17 protein-coding genes are annotated in these 15,757 nt (G+C 72.6%); 6 read left to right on the forward strand and 11 right to left on the reverse strand.

Annotated features, from left to right (window positions below; genetic code table 11):
- Positions 1-17: 17 nt before the first annotated feature.
- Together AC0VYN_RS28165 and AC0VYN_RS28170 are read right to left on the reverse strand one after the other, a co-directional pair.
- The gene (locus tag AC0VYN_RS28165; RefSeq protein ID WP_475533209.1) at positions 18-1,040 is read right to left on the reverse strand and encodes an aldo/keto reductase; all 1,023 of its coding nucleotides are present in this window, start codon (positions 1,038-1,040) and stop codon (positions 18-20) included.
- Between the two features lie 71 nt (positions 1,041-1,111).
- On the reverse strand, positions 1,112-1,438 hold the full coding sequence (locus AC0VYN_RS28170) for a nuclear transport factor 2-like protein (protein WP_385469948.1): 327 nt from the start codon (positions 1,436-1,438) through the stop codon (positions 1,112-1,114).
- A gap of 163 nt (positions 1,439-1,601) precedes the next feature.
- On the opposite strand from AC0VYN_RS28170, the gene AC0VYN_RS28175 reads away from it, so the two are divergent.
- From AC0VYN_RS28175 to AC0VYN_RS28185, 3 genes are all read left to right on the forward strand, one after another.
- Positions 1,602-2,144, forward strand: a complete 543-nt coding sequence (locus AC0VYN_RS28175) for a DoxX family protein (protein ID WP_385469950.1) — start codon at positions 1,602-1,604, stop codon at positions 2,142-2,144.
- A gap of 36 nt (positions 2,145-2,180) precedes the next feature.
- Positions 2,181-2,576, forward strand: coding sequence for a MazG-like family protein (locus AC0VYN_RS28180; protein WP_475533210.1), 396 nt, complete (start codon positions 2,181-2,183; stop codon positions 2,574-2,576).
- Positions 2,577-2,717: 141 nt separating this feature from the next.
- Positions 2,718-3,704, forward strand: coding sequence for a PASTA domain-containing protein (locus tag AC0VYN_RS28185; protein ID WP_475533211.1), 987 nt, complete (start codon positions 2,718-2,720; stop codon positions 3,702-3,704).
- Positions 3,705-3,814: 110 nt separating this feature from the next.
- Here the strand turns inward: AC0VYN_RS28185 and AC0VYN_RS28190 are convergent, their stop codons facing one another.
- Positions 3,815-4,195: a hypothetical protein gene (locus AC0VYN_RS28190; protein WP_475533212.1), complete on the reverse strand. Its 381-nt coding sequence runs from the start codon at positions 4,193-4,195 to the stop codon at positions 3,815-3,817.
- A gap of 3 nt (positions 4,196-4,198) precedes the next feature.
- Between AC0VYN_RS28190 and AC0VYN_RS28195 the strand changes: the two genes are divergently transcribed.
- A complete protein-coding gene (locus AC0VYN_RS28195; RefSeq protein ID WP_475533213.1) occupies positions 4,199-4,636 on the forward strand; it encodes an ATP-binding protein in 438 nt (145 codons plus the stop codon).
- Positions 4,633-5,682, forward strand: a complete 1,050-nt coding sequence (locus tag AC0VYN_RS28200; RefSeq protein ID WP_475533214.1) for a ParA family protein — start codon at positions 4,633-4,635, stop codon at positions 5,680-5,682. Before AC0VYN_RS28195 ends, AC0VYN_RS28200 begins: the two co-directional genes overlap by 4 nt.
- A 134-nt stretch (positions 5,683-5,816) precedes the next feature.
- Here the strand turns inward: AC0VYN_RS28200 and AC0VYN_RS28205 are convergent, their stop codons facing one another.
- The 3 genes from AC0VYN_RS28205 to AC0VYN_RS28215 form a co-directional block, all read right to left on the reverse strand.
- Positions 5,817-6,803, reverse strand: a complete 987-nt coding sequence (locus AC0VYN_RS28205; protein WP_475533215.1) for a polysaccharide deacetylase family protein — start codon at positions 6,801-6,803, stop codon at positions 5,817-5,819.
- Positions 6,804-6,838: 35 nt separating this feature from the next.
- Positions 6,839-7,834, reverse strand: coding sequence for a glycoside hydrolase family 11 protein (locus tag AC0VYN_RS28210; protein ID WP_475533216.1), 996 nt, complete (start codon positions 7,832-7,834; stop codon positions 6,839-6,841).
- Between the two features lie 212 nt (positions 7,835-8,046).
- Positions 8,047-9,606 (reverse strand): hypothetical protein, encoded by a 1,560-nt coding sequence (locus tag AC0VYN_RS28215; RefSeq protein ID WP_475533217.1) that lies wholly within the window; start codon positions 9,604-9,606, stop codon positions 8,047-8,049.
- A 188-nt stretch (positions 9,607-9,794) separates the two neighbouring features.
- On the opposite strand from AC0VYN_RS28215, the gene AC0VYN_RS28220 reads away from it, so the two are divergent.
- Entirely contained in the window at positions 9,795-11,021 is a 1,227-nt protein-coding gene (locus AC0VYN_RS28220) for a cytochrome P450 (RefSeq protein ID WP_475533218.1), read from the forward strand.
- Between the two features lie 69 nt (positions 11,022-11,090).
- Here the strand turns inward: AC0VYN_RS28220 and AC0VYN_RS28225 are convergent, their stop codons facing one another.
- From AC0VYN_RS28225 to AC0VYN_RS28245, 5 genes are all read right to left on the reverse strand, one after another.
- The gene (locus tag AC0VYN_RS28225) at positions 11,091-12,353 is read right to left on the reverse strand and encodes a cytochrome P450 (RefSeq protein WP_475533219.1); all 1,263 of its coding nucleotides are present in this window, start codon (positions 12,351-12,353) and stop codon (positions 11,091-11,093) included.
- Positions 12,350-12,967, reverse strand: coding sequence for a GTP-binding protein (locus tag AC0VYN_RS28230; protein ID WP_475533220.1), 618 nt, complete (start codon positions 12,965-12,967; stop codon positions 12,350-12,352). Before AC0VYN_RS28230 ends, AC0VYN_RS28225 begins: the two co-directional genes overlap by 4 nt.
- The gene (locus AC0VYN_RS28235; protein ID WP_385469967.1) at positions 12,948-13,304 is read right to left on the reverse strand and encodes a DUF742 domain-containing protein; all 357 of its coding nucleotides are present in this window, start codon (positions 13,302-13,304) and stop codon (positions 12,948-12,950) included. The genes AC0VYN_RS28230 and AC0VYN_RS28235 overlap by 20 nt, the downstream gene beginning before the upstream one ends.
- Positions 13,301-13,720: a roadblock/LC7 domain-containing protein gene (locus AC0VYN_RS28240; RefSeq protein WP_475533221.1), complete on the reverse strand. Its 420-nt coding sequence runs from the start codon at positions 13,718-13,720 to the stop codon at positions 13,301-13,303. Before AC0VYN_RS28240 ends, AC0VYN_RS28235 begins: the two co-directional genes overlap by 4 nt.
- A 119-nt stretch (positions 13,721-13,839) precedes the next feature.
- Positions 13,840-15,630: a sensor histidine kinase gene (locus AC0VYN_RS28245; protein WP_475533222.1), complete on the reverse strand. Its 1,791-nt coding sequence runs from the start codon at positions 15,628-15,630 to the stop codon at positions 13,840-13,842.
- Positions 15,631-15,757: the final 127 nt, after the last annotated feature.

The raw sequence follows: 15,757 nt of genomic DNA on the forward strand, positions 1-15,757 counted from the left end.
CGCACACCGTGCCGGCGTCAGCGTGCCAGGATCCGCTCGACGTCGGCCATCTGGCCGGGGGTGAGCGGCCCCCTGTCCAGCGCGCCCGCGTTCTCCTCGGCCTGGGCGACGGTACGGAACCCGGGAATCGGCACGGTCCGGTCGCTGCGGGCCCAGAGCCAGGCCAGGGCGCCCTGCGCGAGCGTACGGCCGCCCGCGGTGAGGACGTCCCGCAGCGCCTCGACCCGGGCCAGCCACCGGGGGTCGGCGCCGGTCCCGTCCCCGAACCCCGGCAGCCAGGCGGGCGGCCTGCTGCGGATGTCACCGGCCGCCGGGGCCCGCCGGGCCGCGTGCCCGCCGCCGAGCAGTCCCATGGCGAGCGGGCTGCGGTTGACGCTCGCCAGCCCGGAGGCCTCGCACAGGGCGATCATCCCGGGCGCGTCCTGAAGGACGTTGGCCCGGTGCTGCACGGCCGCGCAGTGCTCACCGGCCGCGAACACGGCGGCGCGTGCGGGGTCGTCCGTGCTCCACGCGTACGCGCGCACCAGCCCCTCGCGCACGAGGTCCTCGCAGACGTCGCGGAGTTCCGCGGCCCGCCCTGGGTCGGCGTCCGCGAGGTGCAGCTGGTAGAGGTCGACGTGGCCGGTGCCCAGGCGTTCCAGCGACGCGGTGAGCGCCCGGCGCACGTGCGCGGGCGAGTCGTCGGAGCCGGTGAGGGTGCGGGTGCGCGCGTCGAAGACGTTGCCCCACTTGGTGGCGAGGACCACGTCGTCCCGCCGCTTTCCGAGGGCCCGGCCCAGCACGCGCTCGCTGTGCCCGGCGCCGTAGACGTCGGCCGTGGCGAAGAAGGTGACGCCGAGGTCGAGGGCGCGCCGGACCGCCCGTACGGACTCGTCGTCGTCGACGTGCCCCCAGCCGAGCGGCTGCCCGGCGGTGTCCCGCCACTCGCCGCCGATGGCCCAGCAGCCGAAGCCGAGCGCACTGACCTCCATGCCGCTGCGGCCGAGGCTCCTGGTGGCCCCGGCCGTACCGGGGGGCGTGGTGGTTCCGTTGGTGTTCATGCCCGGGGAGGCTAGGAGTTGAAGCGCACCCGAAGGCAACACCCGGGGGGAACGGCGTCGCCGGTCCCCGGTTACGCCTGGCCGGTCTCGAACCGGGCGATGCGGCCGTCCTCGTCCACGGTGAAGTTCCACCGGGTGCGCATCTCGCCCCACGTGTCGTTGCGGTAGCGGGCGATGAGGGCGCGCCCGCCGTTCGACTCGTTGTCGACCTCCATGTGGCCGTTCGAGGAGAAGATCTCCTGGTCGATCCACTGGGCGAGGTCCCGGTCGTCGCCGTCGTCGGCCATGGTGGCGTCTGGCGCGAGCAGCGCCAGGAAGGCCTCGCGGTCGTGCGCGTTGACGGCGGCGACGAAGGCCCGGACGGCCGGGTCGCTGAGACGGGTGGTCTGAATCGTCATGCCGGCCAGCGTCACACCGGCCCCGGCGCCCCGCCACCCGAACGGCGCCCGCGGCGGGCCGGCCGGGTGCGGACGGTGCGACGGTGGGAACCTGGGAGGTGCCCACCCCAGACGTCACGGCGGTAAGCGCCCGTCACCGCCGTCACCGCCCGAAGGAGCAGACATGACCTGTTACGACCGACGCGACCTCGGACTGCTGCTGCTCCGTCTGGGGACGGGCGGCGTGCTGGCCGCGCACGGCGCGCAGAAACTGCTCGGCTGGTTCGGCGGCGGGGGGCTGGAGGGGACCGGCAAGGCCATGGAGTCCATGGGCTACACCCCGGGCCGGGCCAGCGCGACCGCGGCGGGCCTCGCGGAGGCCGGGGGCGGCGTGCTGCTGGCCCTGGGCCTGGCCACCCCGGCCGCGGGCGCGGCGGCGGCCGGCGCGATGACGGGCGCCGCCGCGGTGCACGCCCCGAACGGCTTCTTCGCCCAGGCCGGCGGCTACGAGTACGCGGCCTCCCTGGGCCTGACGGCCGCCGGCCTCGCCGTCACGGGCCCCGGCCGCCTCTCCGTCGACCACGCCCTGGGCCACGCGGTCAACCGGAACTGGATGGTTCCGGCGGCCTTCGCGGCGACGGCGGCCGCCACGGCGGTGGTCGTCGGGGCGCGCAACAAGCGGGTACGCAAGGCGGCGGAGGGCCGGCAGGAGCAGCTGTTCGACTGACGCGGCGGCCCCGCGGCCCGTGGCAGGCTGCCCCGCATGACCGACAACCGAGGCGGCACGCCCGCCGACGACGCCTGGACCACCGTCGACTCCCTGTGGAAGTGGCTGGAGGCGGACCAGCCCGTCGGCGGCCGTGAGGGCCTGCTGCTGCGCATGCTGAAGCTGTCCGAGGAGGTCGGCGAGGTCGCCGAGGCGGTGATCGGCGCGACGGGCCAGAACCCGCGCAAGGGGGTCACCCACACGTGGGAGGACGTCGAGGCGGAGCTGTGCGACGTAGTGATCACGGCGATGGTGGCCCTGCGGACCCTGACGCCCGACGCGCGGGAGGTGTTCGGGCGGCATCTGGCACGGGTGGCGGGCCGGTCGCTCCGGGGTCCGGCCGGGCCGGGGGCGGGCTGTACGATGCGGTCGCCCGACGGAGCGCCGGACTGACCTCACGGGCCATCACCACCCGCACCAGGAAAGACACCGCCCATGCACCGCCCGCCCGCCCCGCCCACGCCACCGGCATCTCCCGGACCCGACCGCCCTCGCACCCGCTGGTGGCGGACCGACCGGGCGCGCATCGGATTCGTGGCCGCCGTGCCCCTGCTCGGCCTGGTCAGCGAGTACCTGGGCTTCGTCGCCCTGGTCGCCGCGATCGTCCTGGTGTGGAAGGACAGCCCCTGGCAGAAGGGCACCAAGGTGATCGTCACGATCGGGGCCATGGCGCTGCTCGGCGGGGTCCTCCCGGATCCGCCCGAGGACGGCGCGGCGACCGTCGCGGCGGAGGCGGACGGCAAGGGCGGCGCGGGCGTCACGGCCGGCGCCCTCGCCCCGGCGACGCCGTCGGCGGCCGGGACGACCCCGAAGCCCAGCCCCAGGCCCCGGCCGGAGGCCGCGGACTACCGGGGCATGACGCTGGACGACGCCCGGGACCGGGCCGAGGCCGCCGGGTTCGGCGTCGACGAGCACGACGCGTCCGACCAGGACAAGAGCATCATGATGCGGCTCAACTGGACCGTCTGCTTCCAGAAGACCGGCTGGACGTCGTCCGGGACGAGGACGATCGACTTCGGCGCGGTGAAGAACGGTGCCCCCTGCCCCGCGGCGGACGGCGGGGCGATCCCGTGGCCGACGATGCCGGATCTCGTCTGGAAGACGTGGAAGACGGCGCACAAGGAGGTCGCCGCCCTCGGGACCGTCCCGGACGACCACATCATGGCGTCCACCGCGTACGTCAACGACCAGCTCCCCGACGAGGGCGAGTACGACGACTGGCGGGTGTGCGTGACCGACCCGGCCGAGGGCGGGGACGTCACCGTCGACCTGTGGGTGACGCTCGAACTGACCCACCCGGACAACGGCTGCCCCGACCCGGACCGCGACGACGGCGACCGGCCGAACCTGCCGGACCGGGACGACGACGGCGACCCGGACTACCGGGACCCGTTCCCCGGCGACCGGAACCGCAACAGCGCCTTCCCGAACGGCCTGACGGGCGGCTCCGACGACTCGTCGGACGGAAACGGCGGCGGAGGCGGCGGCCACTGGAACTGCCCCCGCACCCGCTGGTGCTGAACCGGCGTCCGGGCCGGAGCCAGTCGTCGTTCTCAGCGATGCTTCCTGCAGGCGCGGCTTGGCGCGGGCGGCCGGGTTGCTGTTCAGGACGGCGTGCAGCGCGCGCCTTCTCAGGCAGCCCGGCGGACGGCTTCGGGAGTCGGCTCAAGCTCGTCGTGCGCGGCGGCTGCGAACGGGGCCGAGGGCTCCGCGAAGGAGTCCAGCACGGTCACGCCGAACCGGTGCGCGACGGGCACGGCGGCCATGGCCAGCGCGATGACGATCGGTCCGGTGAACTCGGCTGCGGCCCCGGTGACGCCGAGTCCGACGGCCATGGCCACGAGGGCGCACAGGAAGAGCAGCGGGACGAGTACGCGGGCCTTCGGGGAGGGCACCGCGGTCGCGTCGGGAACCGTCTCCGGCACGTCGGCGAGCCGGTCGACGTCGAACACGTCCGCTACCAGGGCAGCGACCTGGACGCGGCCATCGCGGACGAGCAGGAACTGCGGCACAACGTGGTGGCCACCGCCGACCGGCTCGAGACGGTACTGCGGGGGCACCTGCACACCCGGGTGGTCCAGTCCTCCGGCTTCAAGGAGGAGTCACGCCCCGACTATCCCCTTGCAGCCCTTCGCGAGCTCTGCATGAACGCGATCATGCACCGCAACTACGAGACGTCCTACGCGCCCGTCAGGATCGTGTGGTTCGACGACCGGATCGAGGTGACCAACCCCGGCGGACCCTACGGTCAGGTCCGCAGCGACAACTTCGACCAGGTCAACGACTACCGCAACCCCTCCCTCGCCGCCGCGATGAAATCCCTTGGCTACGTCAACCGCTTCGGCAGGGGCATCGGACGGGTACGTGCGGCCCTCGACCGCAACGGCAACCCGCCGGCCGAGTTTTCCGTGGACGACTCATCCTGGTCTGTGACCGTGAGGAGAGCGCAGTGATCTCTGTCGCCCTGTTCAACAACAAGGGGGGCGTCGGCAAGACGACGCTCGCCTACCATCTGGCCCACATGCTGCACCGCCAGGGGGCGCGCGTCCTGGCGGTGGACCTCGACCCCCAGTCCAACCTGACGGCGGCGATCCTGGACGAAAACGAACTGGAGGAGCTCTGGGACAAGGGCTCCGAACTATTCGCCCAGAACGACTACCCCGAGCAGCGCAAGCTCTTCACCCGCACCGAGGGGCAGCACACCGTCGCGGACGCGGTGCGTCCCATTCTCGAGGGAACCGGCGACATCGCACCGGTCAGCCCGGTGACGATCACCTCGGGCCTGTGGCTCCTGCCGGGCAACCTGGAACTGAGCAAGTTCGAGGACAAACTGTCGGCGGCCTGGCTCAACGGCTACGGGGGTGACCCCGCGGCCATCCGCACCACGACGGCCTTCCACCGCATCATCGAGCGGGCGGCGCGCGAGGTCGACGCGGACCTGGTACTCATCGACGTGGGCCCGAACCTCGGAGCCATCAACCGGGCTGCTTTGATCGCCGCCGACACGGTCCTCATGCCCATGGCCGCCGACTTGTTCTCCCTCAAGGGACTGCTCAACCTGGGCCCAACGCTGCGCGAGTGGCGCAGCCAGTGGCAGGATCTGGTAAAGCCCAAGATCCCGTCGTCCATCTCCTCCCCCAGCGCAGCCATGCAGCCGCTCGGTTACGTGATCATGCAGCCGGAGATGCGCCTCGACCGGCCCGTGCGGGCGTACGAGCGCTGGCTCACCCGGATCCCCTGGGTCTACGGCACGGCGGTTCTGGGGCACGCGGACTGGCCCACCGACGACCGCTCGTACGAGATCGCCACCCTGCGCAACTACCGCAGTCTGATGCCGCTCGCGCACGACGCCCGCAAGCCGATGTTCGATCTCAAAGCCGCAGACGGTGCCCTGGGCAGCACGCAGAAGTACGTACAGACTTGCTACCAGGAGTTCAAGGCGCTCGCCGAGGCGGTCGTGGACCGTCTCAGAGAGACCACCGAGGATGACCCGACCTAGGGGTCCAGCTCTGGGAGTTGTTTACTCTCGGTGCGGACGACCTCGCTCAGCTTGGCGGCGTTCCGCAGCGAGGCGCAGTCGGCGTCCGGCGCGGTGGTCGGACGACCACCGCGCCGCATGTTTCCTCGTGCGGCTCAGCCGGTGCTGCAGCTGACCGTCGGCCAGGTCCAGTTCCCGTTGGCCTGGATGGTGGCGCCCCAGGTGTTCCCGCTGCCGTTCGACTTGGCGGTCAGTGTCTGCGCGCTGGGGTAGCTCGCGCTGACGTTCCAGGTGGACAACACCTTCGCCGGGGACGGCACGTTCATCGTCACCGTCCAGTTGCCCGCCCCGCTCACCGAGACGTTGAGGTTGTACCGGTCACCCCAGGTCTGTCCCGCCGACAGCGTCGCGGTGCAGCCGCCGCCACCGCCCCCTCCGCCGCCGGTGCCGCCGCCGTCGGGGGCGACCGCGCGGCCGGTCGCCGGGGAGATCATGCCGGAGCACAGGCCCTTGCCCGCCAGGGTCTGCGCGATGCGGGGGATCGCCGCGAGGGTGTTGGCGGGCCAGTCGTGCATGAGGACGACCTGGCCGTTGCCGAGCCGGGACACGGCCTGCACGATGGCATCGGTACTGGCGTTGTTCCAGTCCTGCGAGTCGACGTCCCAGATGACCTCGGTCAGGCCGTACTTGGCCTCGACCGACCGCAGCGTGGAATTGGTCTCGCCGTACGGCGGGCGGAACAGCTTCGGCGTACCGCCGCCCGCGGCCGCGATCGCCTGCTGGGTCCGGGAGATCTCCGACTCCATCTGGGCCTGGCCGAGCTGGGTCATGTGCGGGTGGGTGTAGCTGTGGTTGGCGACCCACATGCCGGCGTCGGCCTGGGCCCGGACGAGGGACGGGTTCTGGGCCGCGTACTGGCCCTGGTTGAACATGGTGGCCCGCAGCCCGTTCTGCTTGAGGGCGTTCAACAGGGACGACGTGTTGCCGGAGGGGCCGTCGTCGAAGGTGAGGCCGACGTAGCCGGTGCAGGCGGCGGCCTGGGTGGGTGCGGCGTCGGCGGCGACGGTGCCGGCGGCGGCCAGCGCGACGACGGCCGCCCCGGTGACCAGGGGACGCCATGACGGACGGGGTCTGGTGCGCATACGAAGTTGTCCTCCTCGCTGGTCGGTGGATGGTGTCAGCCCGCGCTGCAGCTGACCGTCGGCCAGGTCCAGTTCCCGTTGGCCTGGATGGTGGCGCCCCAGGTGTTCCCGCTGCCGTTCGACTTGGCGGTCAGCGTCTGCGCGCCGGGGTAGCTCGCGCTGACGTTCCAGGTGGACAGGACCTTCGCCGGGGACGGCACGTTCATCGTCACCGTCCAGTTGCTCGAGCCGCTCACCGAGACGTTGAGGTTGTACCGGTCACCCCAGGTCTGTCCCGCCGACAGCGTCGCGGTGCAGGCGCCGCCACCGCCCCCTCCGCCGCCACCGCCGGACGTACCGCCGACGTTGATGCTGGAGCTGCCGCTGCTCTGGTAGCCCTCGGTCGCCATGATCATGTAGTAGTTGAAGCTGCCCATCGGCATCCCGGCACGCGACCACGCGTCGAAGTGGTTGCCCGTGGTGATGGTGCCACCGGTCCGCCTCGACTGCCGCACGCTCCAGTACTGGTCGAAGGTGCGGGTGCCCTCGACGGACGGGGCGTTGTACCGCGTCGTCCGGTAGATGTCGTAGGTGCCGCCGTCGCTGTTCACGGTGCCCATGAAGGTGCCCGTGGGCCGGAAGGTGCCCCAGTTGTCGACGATGTAGTACTCGACGAGCGGGTTCGAGGTCCACCCGTAGAGAGCCAGGTACGCGTTGCCGGAGGGGTTGAACGTGCCCGAGTACTGCACGGTCCTGCGCCCGCCGTTGCTCCAGCCCTTGCCGGCCACGAAGTTGCCGGTGTTGCGCCACGAGGTGCTGTACTGGCCGCCGGCCCCCATGTTCATGGAGACGGTGCCCTGGCTGTCGGTCCAGAACGAGTAGTAGTAGCCGTTGTCGGTACCGGTCTGGTTGGTGGTCACGACCGTGTCGGCGTGGGCGGTGGCCGGCAGCAGCAGCGCGGCCAGGGCGGCCAGGGCGACGGCCCACGCGCCGCGGACTGACAGGGAGACCGAGCCGCGTCCGCGGCGCCTCGGTCCGGCGAGGACGTTCATCGCGATGCTTCCTCTCCTGGGGGTTCGACGACGGCGCCAGTGTTGGCCTGCACCCGTCGAGCGTCAAGAGTTTCGGTAATTGTTTCGAAAGCTTCGGACGCGGGAGAGGCGTAAGGGGCGAGGGTTCTGGCTGTTCAGGCGCATACATGCCAGGAATGAGCCATCCGCGAGCAGCGGAGGCCGGAACGTAGATCAGAAAGCGCGAGGAGTGGCTACGAAACTTTCGTAGGGCCCGGTGCCGGGCGTACCGGGCACGTGACCTTGCCCGACTTCGCCGGCCCCAGCCACACCTGACTCGCCGGCAGCTTCACGGGCTCGCGGGTGGCGGGGTCCCACAGCACCGCCGTCTCCCCCGCGATGCCGAAGGAGAGGTAGGGCCGGGACGCGTTCAACCGCGGTCCCTCTCCGGCGGCTTCGTCGGCCGGCACGACGAGCCGTACGCAGGTCCACTTCGGTTCGACGCCGAAGTACGACGGCGGCTCCGCACCGCGCCGGGCCGCCGCGACCGTCCGGTCCACGGCCGTCGCGGCGGAGTCCCAGGCCTGCAGCCCCGCGCCGGCCAGCATCGCCACGAAGAGGCACACGTTCAGGATGATGTTGGTGCCGTCCCCCGGGGTGGCGTACCGGTGGTGACGGTGCTTGGCGAAGCCCCACCAGGCGGGGACGATCATGACGAGGCTGAGCATCACCAGCAGCTTCACCGAGGCCGCGAACTGCCAGACCGGCGGCACGTCGAGGTCCGACGGGCTGAGCGAGAGGCCGTCGGCGTACAGGGCGTGCAGGACGGACCCCGCGGCCACGAAGGCGGAGACGGTCAGGGTCGCCGTCAGCGGGACCGCCCAGGCGACCCACTCGCCCCACGTCCACTGCCGCGCCAGGAGCCACAGCCCCGCGAGGACGGCGACCACCACCGCGGTCGTGAGGGTCTCGCGCGGGGTCCAGGCCTTGCCGTCGCTGCTGAGCAGGCCCATCCCGAAGGCGGCGAAGACCAGCAGGCAGAGCAGGGCGAGGACGACGCCCTCCTGCCGCTTGCCCGCCCGGCTCATGTCCCAGCCGGACCAGAGGGATCCGCAGGCACCGAAGAGCGCCAGGGTTCCCAGGATCCACCGGGGGGCGCCGGGGACCGCCGCCGAGGCCAGCGTGAGCGCGCCCGCCGACAGCAGGGTCCACAGGACCAGCCGGTAGATAGAGCGCTCCAGCTGCTCCTCCCGCCGGTACGGAGCGGGTTCGCGGCGCCGCCCGTCCAGCGGCCGGACGGCCACGGCGGGGCGGGGGGCCCCGGCGGGAGCGTCGGCGCGGGCCAGCCGCAGCGCCTGGCGCGGCCCGCCCGCGACGAATCCGCCGGTGTCGTGCCTGCCTAGCCGCGTGGCCGCGCGGGTGAGGTGCCGTCGCCAGGCGGGCTGCCTGCCGGGGCGCCGGTGGGCGGTGCTCACGATCCGCCAGTGGGGGAACAACTCCCGGTCGCGCTCGAGGAGTTCGGCCCGACGGACGTACCCTTCGAGGTGCGCGCCGCGCAGCACCTTGCGCACCCGGTCGGCCGCGCCCCGGTCGCTGCCCTTGGCCGCGCCGAAGAGGCGGACCTCTATCTCGTACACGCGGGACCCCGGGTCGGCTTCCAGCGCCGTGCCCAGCGGTCCCCCGCCCGCGGGGTGGGCGTCGCGCACCGGCCAGCCGTGCGCCTCGAAGCGGGCCTCGGCCTCCCGCCAGTCGTGCTCGCCGCCGCAGACCTGGACGAACACCCGGATCCGTTGGTCGTAGCGCGTGTGGGCCATGCGGTCCGCCTCCTCCTGCACCGGGTGTCGCACGAAACAGCCAGGAGACTACGGAACGCCACGCACCGGACGTCACCCGGGCTCCCCGCCTCGCACCGTCGGGCGAGTGGTGCACCTGGCGCCCTGTCGGAACTGATGAATGATCAATAACCTTGTGCCGTACACCAAGTCACGACCCTGGGAGCCCCATGCCCACCGCCCAGCAGGTGCCCGACATCCTCTCGCCCGAGTTCGCGGCGAACCCCTACCCCGCCTACCGGGTCATGCGGGAGACCGCGCCCCTCATCTGGCACGAGGCGACGCAGAGCTACATCGTCTCGCGCTACGAGGACGTCGAGCGCGTCTTCAAGGACAAGGCCGGCGAGTTCACCACGGACAACTACGCCTGGCAGATCGAGCCCGTGCACGGCAAGACGATCCTCCAGCTCAGCGGGCGGGAGCACGCCGTGCGCCGGGCGCTCGTCGCCCCCGCCTTCCGCGGCAGCGACCTGGAGCGGAAGTTCCTGCCCGTCATCGAGCGCAACTCCCGCGAACTGATCGACTCCTTCCGGCACACCGGCTCCGCCGACCTGGTCACGGACTACGCCACCCGCTTCCCGGTCAACGTCATCGCCGACATGCTGGGCCTGGACAAGGCCGACCACTCCCGCTTCCACCGCTGGTACACGGCCGTCATCGCCTTCCTCGGGAACCTGTCGGGCGACCCGGAGGTGACGGCGGCCGGCGAGCGGACCCGGGTGGAGTTCGCCGAGTACATGCTGCCGATCATCCGGGACCGCCGCGAGAACCCGGGCGACGACCTGCTGTCCGCGCTGTGCGCCGCCGAGGTCGACGGGGTGCGGATGAGCGACGAGGACGTCAAGGCGTTCTGCAGCCTGCTGCTCGCCGCCGGCGGCGAGACCACCGACAAGGCCATCGCCGGCATCTTCGCGAACCTGCTGCTCCACCCCGACCAGCTCGCCGCCGTCCGTGCGGACCGCTCGCTGATCCCGCGCGCCTTCGCCGAGACCCTGCGGTTCACCCCGCCCGTCCACATGATCATGCGGCAGTCGGCGACGGAGGTGACGCTCAGCGGCGGCACGATACCCCCGGGCGCCACCGTCACCTGCCTGATCGGCGCGGCCAACCGTGACGAGAGCCGCTACCGCGACCCCGACCGCTTCGACGTCCTCCGCGACGACCTCACCACCACGACCGCCTTCTCCGCCGCCGCCGACCACCTCGCCTTCGCGCTCGGCCGGCACTTCTGCGTCGGCGCGCTGCTGGCCAAGGCCGAGGTGGAGATCGGCGTCGGCCAGCTCCTCGACGCCATGCCCGACGTGCGCCTCGCCGACGGGTTCGAACCGGCCGAGCAGGGGGTGTTCACCCGGGGACCGCAGAGCCTCCCGGTGCGCTTCACGCCCGTCCGGGACTGACCCGCACCGCCGTCCCACCCGCCGGTCCGCGCCGGTGTCCGGGCCCTGATCACGGGCCCGGAAGCCGCGCTACTGCACCACCGGCGTGAACCGCACCGGAAGCGCCGACAGCCCGCGCATCCAGATCGACGGCCGCCAGGCCAGCTCCTCCGGGTCCGCCGCCAGCACCAGGTCGGGCAGCCGCTCCAGCAGCGTCTCGACCGCCGTCCGCGCCATCACGTCCGCGAGCAGGGGAGCCGGATAGGGGCAGCGGTGCTCGCCGTTGCTGAACGACAGGTGCGCGGCGTTCTCCGCGCCCACGTGCCCCTCGGGCCAGATCTGCGGGTCGGTGTTGGCCGCGGCCAGCCCGAGCACCAGGCAGTCGCCGGCCCGGATCTGCCGACCGCCCAGCTGGACGTCCCGTGCCGCCCACCGCCCGATGAAGTTCTGCGTCGGCGTGTCCAGCCACAGCACCTCGTTGAGCGCCTCGCCCACGCTGAGCCGGCCGCCCGACACGTTCACGGCGAACCGCTCGTCCGTCAGCAGCAGCCGCAGCGTGTTGCAGATCCAGTTCGCGGTCGGCTGCTGCGCCGCCGCGATCACGGAGATCAGGTCCTGGACGATCTCCTCGTCCGTCAGGCCCGCCGGGTGGGCCAGCATGCGCGAGGTGACGTCCGGGCCGGGGACGGCCCGCTTGTCCCGCACCAGCCGACGCAGCCGCTCCCCCACGCGCGCGTACGCCGCCACCGGGTCGTCGCCCTCGACGGCGTCCAGGGAGATCCGCAGGTCGTCGACGAGCCGGCGGGTGTCCTCGCCCGAGGTCGGCATCCCGCACATGTGCACCACGGTGCGCATCGGCAGGGCGTGCGCGTAGTCGGCCATCAGCTCCGCCCGGCCGCTGCCGGCGAACCGGGCGATGAGCTCGTCGGCGATCAGCAGGCAGTCGTGGGACAGTTCGAACTGGTCGATGCCCTCCAGCGCCTCGGTGATCACCCCGGCCCGCCGCCGGTGCTCCTCGCCCTCGGCGAAGAGCACGGACGGCTGGTACCCGACGAAGGGCAGCAGCGGCCAGTCCGGCGGGATGGAGTCCCACTGGTTCCAGCGCCGCGAGTCGCGCGCGAACAGCTCGTCGTGGCTCGTGACGTACGTGACCTCCGAGTACCCCAGCACGAGCCAGGCGGGGATGTCGCCGTCGAGCAGAACCGGCGCGACCGGGCCGTGCTCCCGGCGCAGCGCTCGGTAGAGCTGCGCCGGCGTCTGCTGGTACTCGAGCCCCCCGAGGCGCACCGCCCCGGCGTGGGCGGGGCAGCCCGGGGGCGCCGGTCGCGCGGAAGGGTAGCCGGAGTCGGTCACAGTGTCGCCTCCTGGGCGATGGCCATGTCGTGCAGATGGTTGACCAGGGTGAGCAGGACGTCCTTGCCGGACTGCCTGACCCGCGCGTCGCAGTCGACCATCGGCACGTGCGCGGGCAGGGCGAGCGCCTGGCGGATCTCGTCCAGGGAGTAGCGGACGCCGTCGTCGTCGAACCGGTTCACGGCCACCACGAAGGGCGTGCGGTGGTGTTCCAGCCTGTCGATCGCGTACCAGGAGTCGTCCATCCGCCGGGTGTCCACGAGGACCACGGCGCCCAGCGTTCCCGAGAACAGCCGGTCCCACAGGAACCAGAAGCGCTCCTGGCCGGGTGCTCCGAACAGGTACAGCACCATGCGGTCGTTGAGGGTGATCCGACCGAAGTCGAACGCGACCGTCGTGGTGGTCTTCCCCGTCACCGCACCGGTCTCGTCGACACCCACACCGGCCTGGGTCATCACTTCCTCGGTGTTGAGCGGCCGGATCTCGCTCACGGAGCGGACGAGGGTCGTCTTTCCGACGCCGAACCCGCCCACGACGACGATCTTCAGACCGGTCTCCGCGGTGTCGTTCAGCGGTGTGCGGTGGGAGGGCGGCTCAGAGGTTGCGGAGCCCATGGAGCACCTCTTGGAGTAGGGCGGAATCAGGCAGGGAGGCGACGGACTGCGCCGTGCGCGGGTGGCGGGCGGTGATGCGGCCCGTGTCCAGCAGATCGCCGAGCAGGATCCGCACCACCGTGACCGGCAGTGCGAGTTCCGCGGCGATCTCGACGACGGCGGTGGGGTGCCGGCACATCTCCAGGATCCGGGCGAGCTCCGACTGCATCCCCGGCACCGGCCCGCTCTCGCTGACGACGAGGGTGACCAGGTCGAAGGACTCGTCGGCACGGCTGCGTCCACGGGTGACGGTGTAGAGCCGGTCGGGATCACCCGTGTCGACGGGCTTGCGCATCACGCGGTGCCGTTCGCCCTGGTCTGGTCCCGCGGCTCGGCCCGCAGGTGCTCGCCGATCTGCTCGACCAGCTCCGTCATCTGGTGGCCGACCACTCCGGGATCGGCGTCCTCGCCGGCGATGACGGCGAGGTGCGCCCCCTCGCCGGCCTCCACGATGAACAGCAGGCCGCCGTGGAACTCGGTCATCGACTGCCGGACCCCGCCGGTGCCGTCGCCGAACTCCATGGAGGCCCCTTGGGCGAGGGCCTGGATGCCGGAGCAGATCGCCGACAGCTGGTCGGCCAGGTCGAGCGTCAGGTGCTCGCTCCAGCAGAGCTTCAGGCCGTCCCGGGAGAGGACCAGGGCGTGGCGGGCTCCGGGGGTCTGTTCCAGGAGACCTTGCAGGAGCCAGCTGAGGCTGTTGTCGGTGGTCTGCATGATGGGTGATGGGACGGTGGTGCCCGGCTGACCGGCCACCGGCCCGTTCCTCCTATCTCACGAGCTCGAGCGGGAAGGGGGCGCCGTCGCTCCGGACGCCGTACGGGAAGGGGTGGGGACTAGGGAGCCGCGGGCGGCTCGGTTCCGGGCCGGGCGGCCGGTCCGGCGGTACCGTCCGCGGACTGCCGTGCGCGGTGGAAGGCGCCGAACCGGGAGCCCGCGTCGCGTGCCGGGCGCCGGGCCGGCGGTGCGTCGGCGGCCTGCGCGGACGTCGAGTGGCGCTGTTCGCGTTCGCGTTCCGCCTCGGCCATGGTGCGGCCGGGGGCTCGCACCGGCAGACCGTTCGGCGTGGTGCCGTCGGGCCGCCGGTGCCGTCGCTGTGCGGGCAGCTCGGGCCGGGCGGCGGGGGGCTCGGTGGCGGCCGGCAGTGCCGCCGCCGCGGGGCGCTCGCCGGCCGCCGGCAGTGCCGCGGCGGGGCGCTCGTGGGCCTCGGGCACCGGCGCGGGTGCGAGCGCCGCCGGCATGGCCTCGGGCCGGGGGGCCGTCTGGTGCGGGACCAGGTCGCGCTGCTGGGCGAGCAGGTGCAGGGGCAGCAGGACGACGACGCCGGTGCCGCCGCGGGAGGAGGGGCGGTAGTTGACGCTGATGCCGTACTTCACCGCGAGCCGGCCCACCACGGCGAGGCCGAGCCGGGTGCCCTGCAGCGAGGCCAGGTCGGTGACGCGGCCGGTCACGGCCTCCTCGGCGCGGCGCATCGCCGCGTCGGCCATCTTCAGGCCGCTGTCCTCGATGGTGACGACGATGCCGGCGCTGCGGTCCTCGACGTAGACGTGCACCTCGTCGATGGGCGGGGAGAAGTTCGCGGCGTTGTCCATCAGTTCGGCGAGCAGGTGCATCACGCCCTCGGCGGCGAAGCCGGACACGGCGGCGCGGGTGGAGCAGTGCAGGCGCACCCGCTGGTAGGCGGAGATGCGGCCGACGGCGCCGCGCAGGATGCTCTCCATGACGATCGGCTTGTTCCAGGCGCGGCTGGACCTGCCGCCCATGAGCAGCGCCAGCCGGTCGGTCATCAGGCCGAGCTGGGAGGTGCTGTGGTCCAGCTTCAGCAGGTCGCCGAAGACCTCCTCGCCGTGCCGCTCCTGCATGTCCCGCAGGTCGGCGAGCATCCGCACGGCCTTGGCCTGGACGCGGCTGAGGGCCTTGGCGGAGGCGGCCTGGGCCGCGGCGGCGCGCCGCTCGCTGTGGGCGAGTTCGCGGATGAAGGACTCGGCCGGGATCCGCAGTTCCGGCAGCCGGGGCAGCTCGAATTCGGCGAGCACGGTGTCGGCGGACCGGCCCTCGCGCAGCCGGGCGACCGCGGCGGGCAGCGTCTCCTTCACGAAGCGCTCGTACTCGGCCGCCGCCAGGTCCATCTCGTCGCGCAGCGTGCGGTGCTCGCCGTCCAGGGCGGCCAGCCGTCGGACGTCCTCCTCGACGACCGCGGCGAACGTGTGGGTCAGCCGCTGGAGGTGCGGGTCGGACGACGGCGGCACGCTGGCCAGTACGTCGGCCGCGCTCGTGCCCTGCCGCAGGCGCTCGGCCAGGTCGGGCAGCGTCTGGCCGGCCAGGTGGGACATCTCGACCGACAGCCGGGCCGCTTCGGCCCTGAGGCGGTTGTTCTCCGTCTCGCGCTCGGCGGCCGCGCTCCGGGCGCGGTGGACCAGCCGGTGGGCGACGAGGACGGTGACGGTCACGCACACCCAGGCGACCACCACCACGGCCAGGACCCACGTGGAGGCGTCGGACGGTGCCAGGGCGACCGTCGCGCCGCCGGCGGCGGCGGTCGTCACCGGCACGACCGACCGTGCGGCGAGCGAGGTGCGCGGCGCCACCGCCGGTTGGTGCTGGCTGGGCGAAGCAGGCACTGGCATGGAGCGGTCCCTCGGTCGGTGAGAGCAGGGGAAGCGGGGTGACGGCGCGAAGCGGCCGCGGGCCGGGAAAGGGGTCAGCCGACAGGAAGACGATCTTCCGTCCACGTACGGCTCATGCTAATCACCC

The organism is Streptomyces sp. 63XJN7_1_ISO-PGPR-S23-121 (genome assembly GCF_056173025.1).